Origin of the sequence: Streptomyces sp. A 4/2 (assembly GCF_940670765.1) — a bacterium.
In the GTDB taxonomy this organism is placed as follows: Bacteria; Actinomycetota; Actinomycetes; order Streptomycetales; family Streptomycetaceae; genus Streptomyces.
Genome location: NZ_CALNVW010000007.1, coordinates 1 through 13,193, shown reverse-complemented (window position 1 = coordinate 13,193; position 13,193 = coordinate 1). Strand labels below are relative to the sequence as shown.

Sequence of the window (13,193 nt, the reverse complement as noted above, 5' to 3'; positions counted from 1 at the left end):
ATCTCTGAGAGGGCCCCCGTGGCGGATTCCGTAATTTCGATGCAGGTCAGGCGCCGGCTCATCGAGATTCTCGACCTTGAGCTGTCTCCGGAGGACATAGCGGATGAACTCCCTTTGTACTCCGCCACGATCGGCCTGGATTCGCTGAGTCTCCTTGAACTCATCACCCGGCTCGAAAGCGATCTCTCCTGTGAGATCAACGACGAAGCGCTCATGAAGGTCGACCTCGTCGACGTGGGAAGTCTGGTCCAGCTGGTGACCACACAGGCGGCCTGACCCGACCGACAGTGATTCCGATGGCGAGCCGGCCCGGCAAGGAGGAGTGGCAGTGAGTGAAGACACAGCGCGGAGCGGAGTTCCGACGCACTGGTACAACGTGATCGCCGATCTTGCGGGATACGTCCCGCAGGAGCGGAGGCCGGCCCAGAGGGTGGGGCGGCACGGAGTTCAGCCGCAGCTCCCGCTCTCCATCTACCGGCAGAGCGTGAGCAAAGAGCCGTTCATAGCGATTCCGGATGAAGTGCGGGCGGAGTACGAGCGTTGGCGGCCGACGCCTCTGGTACGCGCCCGGAAACTGGAGAAGGCGCTCGGTACCCCCGCCAAGATCTACTACAAGTACGAGGGGGTCAGCCCTTCCGGTAGTCACAAGCTGAACTCGGCTGTCGCACAGGCCTATTACTACAAGAAGGCCGGGGTCCGCGAGCTGGTGACCGGGACCGGCGCCGGGCAGTGGGGCACGGCGCTGGCGATGGCCTGCAAGTCCTACGACATGGACTGCACCGTCTACATGGTGAAGTGCAGTTACGAGCAGAAGCCCTACCGCCGATTGATGATGGAACTCAACGGCGCGAAGGTCATCCCAAGCCCCAGCATCCATACCGAGGCCGGGCGGACCATCCTCCTGAAGGACCCGGACTGCCCGGGGAGCCTGTCGGTGGCCAGTTCCGAGGCGCACGAGTACGCCAACGAGGGGGACGGCGTCCGCTACTCCGCCGGAAGCGGTGACAACCACGTACTGCTGCACCAGACGGTCATCGGTGAGGAAGCGCTCGTCCAGATGGCGGAGAGGGGCGAATTTCCGGACACCGTGATCGGGGCGATCGGTGCCGGAAGCAACTTCGCCGGCCTCGCGTTCCCCTTCTACCGCGCATCGGTCGAGGCGGGCCGGAAGACGCGGCTGGTCGCGGTCGAGCCGATGTCCTGCCCGAAGCTGACGCGGGGCGTGTACACCTGGGATCACCACGACGCCCTCGGCAACACCCCGATGTCGAAGATGTACACGCTGGGGAACGACTTCATGCCGTCGCCCATCCACGCCGGAGGGCTGCGATACCACGGCGCCGCTCCCGTGATCAGCTGGATGTACCACGAGAAACTGGTCGAGGCCGTCGCCTACTCGCAGAACGAGATCTTCGAGGCGGGTGTGACGTTCGCCCGCGCCGAACAGATCATCCCGGCACCGGAGTCCGCCCACGCCATCAAGCACGCCATCGATCGGGCCGTCCGTGCCCGCGAGAGCGGTTCGGTGGAAACGATCCTCTTCAATCTGAGCGGCCATGGGCTCATGGATCTCGGCGCCTACGAGAAGTACATGAATGGCCTCCTCGGCGATGACTCGGCGACGGAGCGTGAAGTCGACCAGGCCGTCGAGAAGCTCACCAGGGCGCGGGACGAGCAAGGGCACGGCCGTGAATCTTGAGTGGTCCGCGGAGCAACTCGCGCTGAACAACCGCCTCCGCGAGCACGGCGGTTCTCCTGCACCCGGGCAGTCGGGCGGGGGCGGCGCCAGCTGGCAGGCGCTCGCCGCCGACCAGGTCATGGCGCTGCCCGTGCCTGTCGAGTACGGCGGTCTGGGCCATTCCGCGCTCACCTGTGCCTTTGCCCTCGAAGGGCTCGGATACGGCTGCCGGGACATCGGGCTGCTCGTCTCGGCCGGCGCTCACATGTGGGCCGTGCAGCACCCGATCGTGAAGTTCGGCACGCCGCAGCAGAAAGCGACGTACCTGCCCGGCCTGGCGAGCGGGACGCTGACCGGCGCGCACGCCATCACCGAGACAGAGACCGGTTCCGACGCGCTCGCGATGGAGGCCGTCGCCGTCAAGGACGGGACGAAGTACCGGCTGTCGGGACGCAAGAGATTCGTGACGAACGCGCCGCTGGCCGATGTGTTCCTCGTCTACGCGACGCTCGGGCAGCAGTTCGGGTTCACGGGTGTGACGGCGTTCCTGGTGGAGCGCGATCATCCCGGGCTGAAGGTCGAGGCCGAGTACCAGAAGGCCGGACTCCGATCGTGCCCGTGGGGGCAGGTGGTCCTCGATGACTGCGTCGTGGACGAGAGCCGGCGGTTGGGTGCCGAGAAGCAGGGGTCGAAGATCTTCGCCTCGGTGATGGCATGGGAGCGGACCCTGCTGCTCGCTCCGTTGCTGGGTGCCGTCGAGGCGCAGCTCGAAGAGTGTGTACAACGATCCCTGTCCCGACGGCAGTTCCGGCGCCGGATCGCTTCCTTCCAGTCGGTGTCGAACCGGATCGTCGACCTGCGGGTCAGGCTGGAATCGGCTCGCAACCTCACCTACCGGGCCGCCTGGGAACTGGCGGACAACGAAGAGTCCTTCTACCCGGAGATGGTCAAGCTCGCCATCAGCGAGGCCGCAGTGGCCACGTTCGAGGGCGCCATGCAGATCTTCGGCGGCTACGGATACACGGAAGAAGCCGGGATCGAGGAGCGGCTCCGGGACGCACTCGGCACCAGAATTTCCTCGGGGACCTCGGACATGCAGCGATCTGTCATAGCGGCGAAGCTCGGAATGAGGTGAATCAGTTCGTGGAGCGGTCACCTTCGACAACTGCCGGGACCCTGGTGGACCATCTGGAGAAGTCCGCGCGGGACAACCCCGGCAAGATCGCCGTCAAAGAGAGAAACCGGCAGATCAGCTATGCCGAACTGGACGAGATCAGCGATCTGGTGGCGGGAACCCTGGCCGGTCGCGGCCAGGACGGAACCATGCGTGTGGGGATCTGGCTGAACAAGTCGATCGAAGCGGTGGCCGCCATCCATGCGGTGCTCCGGAGCGGCGGGGCCTATGTGCCGATCGATCCGACCGCGCCCGTCCGGCGAGCGGCCACCATCATCGCCGATTGCGGTATGACGTGGCTGATCACGACTACGGACAGAGTCGAGACGCTACGTGCGACCAGGCCCGAGGTGCTGTCCTCGCTCTCCGTTCTCGTCGTCGGCGGGGATCCGGCGCAGGCACCGGACGATCTCTCCGTGGTGTCCTGGGCCGACGCACTCGCCCGTGGTACGCGGACAACGCGCACTGCCGCGGGGCCGGATCCCGATGATGTGGCCTACATCCTGTACACGTCGGGCTCGACCGGCACGCCCAAGGGCGTGACCCTGTCGCACGGCAACGCCCGCGCCTTCGTCGACTGGGCGGGGCGCGAGTTCGGTGTGACGTCCGTGGACGTACTGGCCAGTCATGCCCCGCTCCACTTCGACCTGTCCGTCCTCGATGTCTTCGTGGCCGTGGCGGCGGGTGCTTGTGTGTCGCTGGTGCCGGAGAGCTGGCAAGGCCTCGGCGCGGCCTTGAACCAGTTCGTCGCCGACGAGAAGATCTCGATGTGGTACTCCGTACCGAGCGCGCTGCGAAGAATGGTCGAGGCGAAGAATTCCGAACTCCTCGCGGCCTCCCGGCTGAGGGTCGTGTCCTTTGCCGGTGAGGCGTATTCCACGCACCATCTGAGAGCGTTGCGGGACAAGGTGCCCACGGGGGCCGCTCTCTACAACCTCTACGGCCCGACCGAGACGAACGTCTGCACCTTCCACCGTGTCGAGGACGAGGATTTCGGTGCGGCTGCCGGTGCGGCCCCGCCCATCGGGCAGCCGTGCCCCTATGCCGGAGCGATCCTGCTCGCGGAGGACCGGACCAGGTTGCCCGGCAACGGCGAAATGGTCGGCGAGCTGTGTATCTCCGGTGAATCGGTCATGCGTGGATACTGGAACGATCCCGCGAAGACAGCGAGCCGGATCGTCGATCAGACCGACGGACGCTTCTATCGCACCGGTGACATCGTGCGCCGCGACCGCGACGGGCGGTATGTCTTCATCGGCCGCAACGACAGCCTGGTCAAGATCAAGGGCTACCGTGTCGAGCTGGGGGAGATCGAGGCGGCACTGGAGTCCTCGCCCGCGGTCGACCAGGCCGTATGCGTGGCCGTCGGCGATTCGGCGTCCGGCGATACGCGCCTCGCGGCGTTCGTCACCCCGCTGTCCGGCGTCGTGACGGACGAGCGGGACATGCGCCGCCAGTGCCGTGAATCACTGCCCTCCTACATGGTCCCGGAACTGATCGAGATCCTGCCGGCCCTGGAGTACACCTCCACCGGAAAAGTCGACCGTCTGGCGCTGACCGCTCTTGCGGAGAGCCGGATCACCATGCGCCGGGCAGGCCCCGGGGCGGCCCGGAAATAGTGGCGGTGACGGCGTGTACCGGCTCATAGAGAAATATCAGCTCCTGTCGCAAGAGGTGGAAACCTGGGAATGGCCGAGCCGCGCGCTCGACTGCGACAAACGGGTCAGCGTGCTCAGACCCGTACGGCGAAATTCCTTGGATTCTGCGCTTCCCGTGCTGTTTCTGCTGCACGGATTCGGTGGAACCAGGCTGACCTGGCTGCAGCGCACTCGTCTGATCGAACACCTCGCGGGCCTGGATCTCATGGTCGTTATTCCGGAGAGTGGCCGCCGGTGGTTCATCAACGACCATAGAGGCATGAGATACGAGGACTATCTCATCGGCGAGGTGGTGCCCTTCGCCGATGAGAATATAGGGGCGGATGTGAGAAAGGGGCGCAGGGCCATCGGCGGATTCTCCATGGGAGGTGCCACGGCCCTGATGCAAGCCCTGAGGCACCCGGGCCTGTTCTCCACGGTAATCAGTCACGCCGGAGCTTTCGAAGCGCCACTCAGAGTGGGTGACCCCTACTCCGAGATGCGTCAGAACCGAGATTCCGCCATTCCCTCGACAGCGGCCCACGAGCGGGTCTGGGGGCCACCGGGAAGCCCGGTACGGCTTCGGTACAACCCCTTCAGGATGATGGATTCGTACACGGGCGGCCCGGATCTGTCCCTGTATTTCGACGTCGGGTCGCAGGACTATGCGCGGATCATCGGCATGAACCGGAACATGGCGCTGAAGATCGAGGGATCGGGTATCGACTTCGAGTACCACGAACGCGAAGGAGGGCACGACCTGCGATTCCTGGACCGGTCCCTGCCCTTCTCACTCGCGTTCGCCGCCGAGCGGCTTCATCGCGAGGATCAGGCCTGATGCGCGGCCCCGGACCAGGATCCGGGGCCGCGTACCGCGTCAGGCGGTGACGGCGGTGCGCAGAGCCGTGCGGTCGAGCTTTCCGTGCGGGGTGATCGGGAGTTCCGTGAGGTACTTGATGCGCTGCGGCCGCATATGGGCCGGCAGGCAGGCTGTCAGCGCGTCACGTATGTCCTTGCTGCTCGCGGGTGCGCCCACGGTCGGCACCACGTAGGCGATGAGAACCCCGTCCCCGTGGCGGTTCTCCTCCACCCCGCAGGCGGCCGAGCCGATGCCGGGGAGAGCCCGCAGGGCTGCCTCGACCTCGCCGAGTTCGATGCGGAAGCCGCGTAGTTTCACCTGCTGGTCCTTCCTGCCGACGTAATAGAGATTCCCGTCGGGCCTTCGGACCGCCTGATCGCCACTGCGGTAGCACCTTCTGCCGTCTTCGGTGACGACGAACTTCTCGGCGGTCAACGCGTCACGGTTGAGATACCCGTGGCTCACGCCGGCGCCGCTGACCCACATCTCGCCCGGTTCGCCGTCGGGCACGGGGAGACCGCCGTCGTCGACGAGCGTTACCTTGAGATGGGGCAGGGGGTGTCCGATGGGAGTCGTCCTCGCCGGCGCTTCGGCCAGCAGTTCTTCGGTCAGCTCGCAGTACGTCACATGCACGGTGGTCTCCGTGGTCCCGTACATGTTCGTCAGCTTCGCCCGCGGGGCGGCCGCGACCGTGTTCCAGCGGCCGATGTCGTCCGCGTGGAGCGCCTCACCGCCGAAAATCACATGACGCAGCCGCGGCAGCTCCACGGGCGCGAGTTCGAGTTCCTGGGTCAGCAGCCCGAAGACCGACGGGACCTGGTTGAGGACACTGACGGATTCCTCGGCGAGCAGTTCCTTGAACGCCGCGGGGTCGCCCGCGACCGCAGGGCCGACCATCACGGCGCGTCCGCCGTGGAGCAGCGCGCCCCACAGTTCCCAGACGCTGAAGTCGAAGCTGTAGTTGTGGAAGACCGTCCAGACGTCGTCCGGGCCGAAGTCGAAGACCTTCCCGGCGGCGTCGAAGAGCCCGAGTACGTGCTCGTGCCCGACCAGGCAGCCCTTGGGTGTCCCGGTGGATCCCGACGTGTAGATGACGTAGGCGGTGCCGGACGGCACCTGGGACCGCCCGGGGTCTGCCGGCCTGCGGGCAATCACGAAGGGGCCGACCGAGGCGACCGGGACCTCGTCGTCGTCGACGCCGTTGTCGGTGACGACCAGGGCGCTTCCCGAGTCACGAAGAATGTGCTGCTGACGGGCCGCCGGGTAGTCCGGGTCGACCGGAACGTAGCCGCGGCCGGACTGCAGGACGCCCAAGACCGCTGCGGGAGCCCGCACGCTCCGGCCGATCCTGAGTGCGACCAGGCCCTCACCGTCATTCAGTTCCGCGGCCAGGGCGTCGGACAGTTCGTCGGCGAGCTCGCGAAGTCGGCCGTAGGTCACTGCGTCAGTGCCCGTGGACACGGCGCACCGGTCCGGCCATCTGGTTGCGACCTCACGAAATCGCTCATGGAGTGTGGACGGCTCTGTCATATGTGATTCTCCCGTCGGCATCGGCTTCCCCGATACGCCCAGAATCTACCGGGCGAGATCGTCGAGGAGAGAGGTCCGGCTGTTACCGGAAGCGGAGTCTGCAGAATGATGAACCCTCCATGTGCTCGACACGAATCACTTCTCGGAGTCATGATCGACCGAGCGCTTAACTGAGCCGGAGCCAGAACAATCAATGGCTTTCATCGGCAATTAAGTCACGCCCGATCTGCTGTCCGGCGCCTCAGCGAAGAAATGGATGTGAACCATTGTGTACTTGTGTGCCGAAGCGCCGTCAGTCGATATCGAGCGAACGCTGGTCGCCATGTTCGAGTACCGGGCGGATCTCCACCCGGATCGTTGCGCGGTCGCGGCCGAGGACGCCGAGCTGACGTATGGGGAACTGGACGGTGAGGCGAATGCGCTGGCCGCGGACCTCATGGCGCGGGGCGTCGAGCCCGGCCAGGCCGTGCTTAGCTCCTTCGGTCGCAGCGCCGCCGCCCTGGTGGCCCAGTTGGCGGTGCTGAAGGCCGGTGCCGTGTACGTTCCCGTCGACCCGCAGTCCCCGCCGAACCGTCTACGCCTGATCGCCGAGCGCACCTCGGCCGTCGCGGTACTGAGTACGCCGGAAGGGCTGCGTCCGCTGGAACGCGTCACCGTACTCCGCCTGCCGGTGGTCGTTGCCCGGCGAAGCGGAGTCCGCCCGGCCTCCCGCCCCTGTCCCGCCGATGTCGCGTACATCATCTTCACCTCGGGGTCCACCGGCGAGCCGAAGGGTGTCGTTGTCTCCCACCGGGCCATCACCAGCACCACGCTGGCCAGGCTGCGACACTACGAGGACCCGGTCCGCCGCTTCCTCATGCTCTGGCCCCTGTCCTTCGACGCCTCGCTCGGCACCATCTGGTGGACCCTCGCGTCGGGCGGCACCCTGGAGTTGGCACCCGAGTCCCTCGACGGTGTGATGCGAGCAGTCGACGCCGTGCTCGGCGGCCGGACCCGGGTCTCACACACCTCGATGACTCCGTCGCACTACCTCACCGCGCTGCGTAGGCTGCCCGAACCTTCGACGGGCCCGGTCGTCATGCTGGTCGCTGGTGAACAGTGCCCGGCACCGCTGGTCGCCGAGCACTACCGGCTCCAACCGGGCACCCGCCTGTACAACTCCTACGGCCCGACGGAAGCCGCCGTATGGTGCGCCGGCACCGAACTCCTTGCGGGTGCCGATGTCACGGTCGGGCGGGCGATCCCGGGCGCGGAGATCCTCGTACTGGACGACGAGGGCAACGAGGTACCCGCGGGAGAGCCGGGGGAGGTCTGCGTCCGGGGCGCGGGGCTGGCCGAGGGCTACCTGGGCGATCGCGCGCTGACCGCGCGGCGTTTCGTCCAGCACCCGGCGGGGGTCCGGTACCGGACCGGTGATCTCGGCCGGCTGTTGCCCGACGGACGGCTGGTGATCCTTGGCCGCAAGGACGACCAGCTGAAGATCCGCGGGCGCAGGATCGAACCGGGGGAGATCGAAGGGGTCCTGCACACCCACCCAGGTGTGGCCCAGGCGGTCGTGCTCGCTCACCAGGACCGCCTGGTCGCCTATGTGGTCTGCGCGGCGGACTCCGACGACTGGCAGCGCGAGCTGCGGGAGTTCGCCGGCGACTGGCTTCCGGACTACATGACGCCTCACGTCGTCGTGGTGCTGGACGCCCTGCCGATGAAGCCGAACGGCAAGGTGGACAAGCAGGCGCTGCCCGTCCCCGCCTTGCAGCCCACCGCTACGGGGCGTGCTCCCCGTAGCCCCGACGAGAAGGCACTGTGCGGCCTGGTCGCGGAGGTCCTGGAAGTGCCGGACGTGGCACTGGGGAACGACTTCTTCGAGCTGGGCGGGAACTCCTTGCTCGCCATGCGCCTGGTGTCCCGGGCGCGGACGGTGCTGCACCGCGAACTGACCGTGCGAAGCGTCTTCGACCACCCGGTTCTCGAAGACCTTGTGGCCCAGCTCGGTGAGGAGCCGGCCGTACGTCGTGAACTGGTTCCGGTCGCCCGCCCGGACCTCGTACCGCTGTCTTTCGCCCAGCGCAGGATGTGGTTCCTCAACCAGATCGAGGGCCCCGGCGCGACGTACAACATTCCGTTCCCGCTGCGACTCGGCGGGCCGCTCGACCGCACGGCTCTGTGGGCGGCCATCGGTGACGTGGTGAGCCGCCACGAAAGCCTGCGTACGGTCTTTCCGGAGAACGGCGGGGAGCCGTATCAGCGGGTGCTCGCGACGGACGGGGCCTGGCCGCCCGAGGCCGATGTCGTCGAGTGCGTGCCGGCCGATGTGCCGAGGCTCCAGGCCGAGTTCGAGAATCGGCGCTTCGATGTCTCGGCCGAGCCCCCGCTGCGTGCATGTCTCCTCCGAATAGCCCCGGACGAACACGTCCTGCTGTTGGTTCTGCACCACATCGCCTGTGACGGATGGTCCATGGCTCCCCTCGCCCGGGACCTTGTCCGCGCGTACACCGCACGGACCGGGGGCCCGGTCGCTCCGCCGGAACCCCTTCCCGTCCAGTACGCGGACTTCGCGCTGTGGCAGCGGGAGGCGCTGGGTGGGACGGACATCCCGGACAGCCTGTCCTCGCGGCAACTGGACTTCTGGACAACGGCGTTGGCGGGAATCCCTGATCAACTGGATCTCCCGTGCGACTACGCCCGTCCGGCACACGCGAGCTTCCGTGGGAAGGTCGTCGACTTCCGGCTGGACCCGGAACTCCACCGCCGGATGACGGAATTCGCCGCGTCCGCCGGTGTGAGCGTGTTCATGGTGATGCAGGCCGCGCTCGCCGCTCTTCTCAGCAGGTTGGGCAGCGGGACCGACATTCCGATCGGAAGTCCGGTTGCCGGCCGGTTCGACGATTCGTTGGACGACCTCGTGGGGTTCTTCGTCAATACGCTGGTCCTGCGGACCGACACGTCGGGAGACCCCACGTTCCTGGAACTGGTCGCCCGGGTCCGGGAATTCGATCTCAACGCGTTCGCGCACGAGGATCTGCCCTTCGAGAACCTGGTCGAGGCGCTCAATCCGCCCCGCTCGCTCGCTCGTCACCCGCTGTGCCAGGTCGTACTGGCCTTTCAGAACAACGCCGTAGCGAAAATCCGGATGCCCGGCCTGGACGTCACGGCTCTGGACTGGTGCCTCGACGTCGCCCGGTTCGATCTGCTGGTCACTGTTGACGAGCCGCCGGTATCGGAGGGTCCGCGGTACGGCCTGGACTGCGGCATTGAGTACGCCACGGACTTGTTCGACCGGCGAACCGTGGAATGCCTGGCCGAATGCCTGGTCAGGATGGTCGAGGGGGCGATGGGCGACCCCCGGCTTCCGATCGGGAGCATCGACATCGGGCACTTCGAGCGGGTCGGCTCCGGGACGAGTCTCCGGGATGCCGTCGGCGATGAGGCCCGGGACGTCCCCGCGGCGCCGGACGGGCAGGCCGATCGGCGGACCAAGGAAGAAGCGCTCTGCCGGCTCTTCGCCGACGTCCTCGGGATCGACGAAGCGGGAGTCGACGACGACTTCTTCGACCTTGGCGGGCATTCGCTCCTGGCCACCAGGCTGGTCCTTCGGGTGCGGTCGGAGATGGGATACGAGCTTACTGTGCGGGAACTCTTCGACTTTCCCGCAGTCGAAGCCCTCGCTGGTCGGCTGACCAGAAAGGCGAAGAAACGCCCCGTACCGGGAGCCTCGAAAAACTTGGGAGCACGCGATGTTCGATGAAGAGAACGGCCAATTCGTGGTGGTCGTCAACCAGTGGAACCAGATGTCCATCTGGCCGGATTCGAAGCAGCTCCCGCTCGGGTGGCACCGGGCTGAATTCTCTGGAAGCAAGGAAAACTGTCTGAACCACATCCGGGAAACATGGCAGGACATTTCCAACGGTCGCTTGCATCGCTCCATCGGTCAATGAACGGACCAGGTTTCGGCGTAGCGGATCCACGGCCTTCGGAGGAGTTGCTCAAGATGCCAGAAAACCGTTTTCCCATGTCGTCCGCCCAACAGCGGCTCTGGTTCCTGCAGGGCATGGAGCCCGAGGGGACCGCTTACCACGTGAAAGAGGTCTTCCGGGTCTCTGGACCGCTGGACTTCGTGGCCCTCTCCCGGGCCGTGGACGCACTCGTGGCCCGGCACGCCTCCTTTCGCACGCGCTTCGTCGAGGCGGCGGGCGTGCCGTCCCAAGTGATCGAGGAGGCGCCCGCCGACTGCGAGTCCGCCGGTGTGCTGGCACGGAACGACATGGAGAGCGACTTCGCCCGGGACGGCGAAGGTGCGGTCAGGGAGTTCGTGGACCAGGTGGCCGACGAGCCCTTCGACCTCGGAACAGGTCCCCTGCTCCGGCTCCGGCTCGGCCGTCTCGCCCCGCAGGACCACGTCCTGGTCGTGGTGGCGCACCACATCGTCTGCGACGGCTGGTCCATGGGACTACTGCTGTCCGAGCTGTCCGAGCTCTACCGCGCTGAACGGGCCGGGGAGCCCGCCGAGCTTGCAGAACCGGACCTGCAGTACGTCGATTTCGCTGTCTGGGAGCGTGAACTCCTGGACGCGGAGCGCACGGCCGAATACCTGGACTACTGGACCGGGCATCTCTCGGGTGCGCCTGCCCTGCTCCAGCTCCCAGCGGACAAGGCACGTACGGCGGCCCTCTTCCCCGTGTCGGGGATCTGCGAGTTCACCGTGCCGGACGCTGTCCTCAAGGGCCTGCAAGCGCTCGGCAACAGCTCCAGGTCTTCCATGTTCATGGTGCTTCTCGCTTCCTTCCAGGCCTTTCTGTCCCGGCTGACCGGTGCGGAGGACCTCGTGGTGGGCGTCCCGCTGAGCGGGCGCACCCAGGAAGGCGCGGAATCGGTCATCGGCATGTTCGTCAACACGCTGGCGATCCGTGGGGACCTGCGGAACGATCCGACCGTCCGGGAGTTCGTCGCACGGACCAGGGAGAGCGTCCTCGCCGGTCAGGAGAACGGGGAGCTTCCGTTCGAACGGCTCGTCGAAGCGCTGAACCCGGATCGCGTCTCCGGCGTCAATCCGCTGGTCCAGGTGATGTTCCAGCTCCTGGACTCCGAGTTCTCCGGAGAGCTACTGCTGGACGGAGCCAGGGCCGAGAAGGTCCTGACGCCGCAGCAGACGACGCTCTTCGATCTTTCGCTCGACATGATCCACGACGAACAGGGCTTGCGCGGCTCCTTCAACTACAGCGTCGATCTGTTCGAGGCGGAAACCGTCTCCAGGTTCGCCGGATACTTCCTCACCCTGCTCACGGCGTTGGCCGAATCCGGCTCGGCGCGCGTCTCGGACCTGCCCCTGCTCCGTCCGGGGACCGAACGTGCGGTGCTCGACCAGTACGGGCGGGGGCCCTCGGTCGACGTTGCTCCCGGTGCCACCGTTCTCGGCTTCCTCCACGAGCAGGTGGCCGCACAGCCGCAGGAGGTCGCACTGGAGGACGCGGATCACCAGTGGACGTTCGGTGAACTGGGCGATGCCGTCGATGCGGTCGCCGCCGAACTGGGCCGCCGGGGGGTCGGGCGAGGTGACTGCGTGGGTCTCATGGCCGGGCGGTCGGGACGGCTCTTCATCGGGATGCTGGGAATCATCAGGGCCGGCGCCGTTCTCGTACCGCTGGACGCCAAGCTCTCCCCCGAGCGGTTCCGCCACATGATCGAAGCGGCCGGGGTCAGCCTGCTCGTGGTCGACTCCGGGGTCGGGCCGGAGGCAGTCGCCTCCTCGGTGCCACGCCTCGACCTGAAGGGTGTGGCACCTCTCGCGCAGCCGTTGGAACTCGCCCTTCCGCAGCCCTCGGACCTTGCCTACACCGTCTTCACCTCGGGTTCGACCGGTCTGCCCAAGGGCGTTCTGGTCAGGCACGACTCCTTGGCGAACCTGTTCTGTTCACACCGCGGTTCCCACTTCGCCGCCATGGCGCAGTTCGCCGGGGACGTCCGGCTGAGGGTGGCGCACACCCTCTCCATATCCTTCGACGCGAGCTGGGACCAGCTGCTGTGGATGGTCGACGGGCACCGGCTGCTGGTCGTGGACGACGAGACCTGCCGGGACACCCAACTGCTGCTCGACTTCCTCCGCCAGGAGCGCATCGACGTACTGGAGTCGACGCCTTCCCAGCTCGAACAGCTCGTCGAGTTGGGCCTTCTCGAAGGCGGGCACCGTCCTTCGCTGATGGTTCTGGGTGGTGAGGCGGTACGGCCGTCGTTGTGGGCGCGGCTCGCGGCCGACCCGGGAGTGCTTGCGGTCAATCTGTACGGTCCTACCGAATTCACCGTGGACGCCCTGGGCAGGAC

The 13,193-nt window shown here is 66.6% G+C and carries 9 protein-coding genes; 8 read left to right on the top strand and 1 reads right to left on the bottom strand.

Features of this window, described 5'->3' with window-relative positions; translation table 11 throughout:
* Positions 1–39 precede the first annotated feature (39 nt).
* From NBY69_RS04030 to NBY69_RS04010, 5 genes are read left to right on the top strand one after another with little or no spacing between them, the layout of a single operon-like run.
* Positions 40–276, top strand: coding sequence for an acyl carrier protein (locus NBY69_RS04030; RefSeq protein WP_250298303.1), 237 nt, complete (start codon positions 40–42; stop codon positions 274–276).
* A 52-nt stretch (positions 277–328) separates the two neighbouring features.
* Positions 329–1,699: a TrpB-like pyridoxal phosphate-dependent enzyme gene (locus NBY69_RS04025; RefSeq protein ID WP_250298301.1), complete on the top strand. Its 1,371-nt coding sequence runs from the start codon at positions 329–331 to the stop codon at positions 1,697–1,699.
* Entirely contained in the window at positions 1,689–2,813 is a 1,125-nt protein-coding gene (locus NBY69_RS04020) for an acyl-CoA dehydrogenase family protein (protein WP_250298300.1), read from the top strand. The genes NBY69_RS04025 and NBY69_RS04020 overlap by 11 nt, the downstream gene beginning before the upstream one ends.
* Before the next feature lie 8 nt (positions 2,814–2,821).
* Complete coding sequence (locus tag NBY69_RS04015; protein WP_250298298.1) at positions 2,822–4,471, top strand: amino acid adenylation domain-containing protein; 1,650 nt, start codon at positions 2,822–2,824, stop codon at positions 4,469–4,471.
* Positions 4,472–4,484: 13 nt separating this feature from the next.
* Positions 4,485–5,327 carry an alpha/beta hydrolase family protein gene (locus NBY69_RS04010; RefSeq protein WP_250298297.1) on the top strand — a complete coding sequence of 281 codons (843 nt, stop codon included), beginning with the start codon at positions 4,485–4,487 and terminating at the stop codon, positions 5,325–5,327.
* A gap of 39 nt (positions 5,328–5,366) precedes the next feature.
* On the opposite strand, the gene NBY69_RS04005 is transcribed toward NBY69_RS04010, so the two are convergent.
* On the bottom strand, positions 5,367–6,878 hold the full coding sequence (locus NBY69_RS04005) for an amino acid adenylation domain-containing protein (protein ID WP_266643249.1): 1,512 nt from the start codon (positions 6,876–6,878) through the stop codon (positions 5,367–5,369).
* A 322-nt stretch (positions 6,879–7,200) separates the two neighbouring features.
* Here NBY69_RS04005 and NBY69_RS04000 point away from each other — a divergent pair, with 322 nt between their 5' ends.
* From NBY69_RS04000 to NBY69_RS03990, 3 genes are all read left to right on the top strand, one after another.
* On the top strand, positions 7,201–10,623 hold the full coding sequence (locus NBY69_RS04000) for an amino acid adenylation domain-containing protein (protein WP_250298293.1): 3,423 nt from the start codon (positions 7,201–7,203) through the stop codon (positions 10,621–10,623).
* Entirely contained in the window at positions 10,613–10,813 is a 201-nt protein-coding gene (locus tag NBY69_RS03995; RefSeq protein ID WP_250298290.1) for an MbtH family NRPS accessory protein, read from the top strand. The genes NBY69_RS04000 and NBY69_RS03995 overlap by 11 nt, the downstream gene beginning before the upstream one ends.
* A gap of 74 nt (positions 10,814–10,887) precedes the next feature.
* Positions 10,888–13,193: condensation domain-containing protein (locus tag NBY69_RS03990; protein ID WP_250298288.1), on the top strand; the 2,306-nt coding region annotated here is incomplete at its 3' end.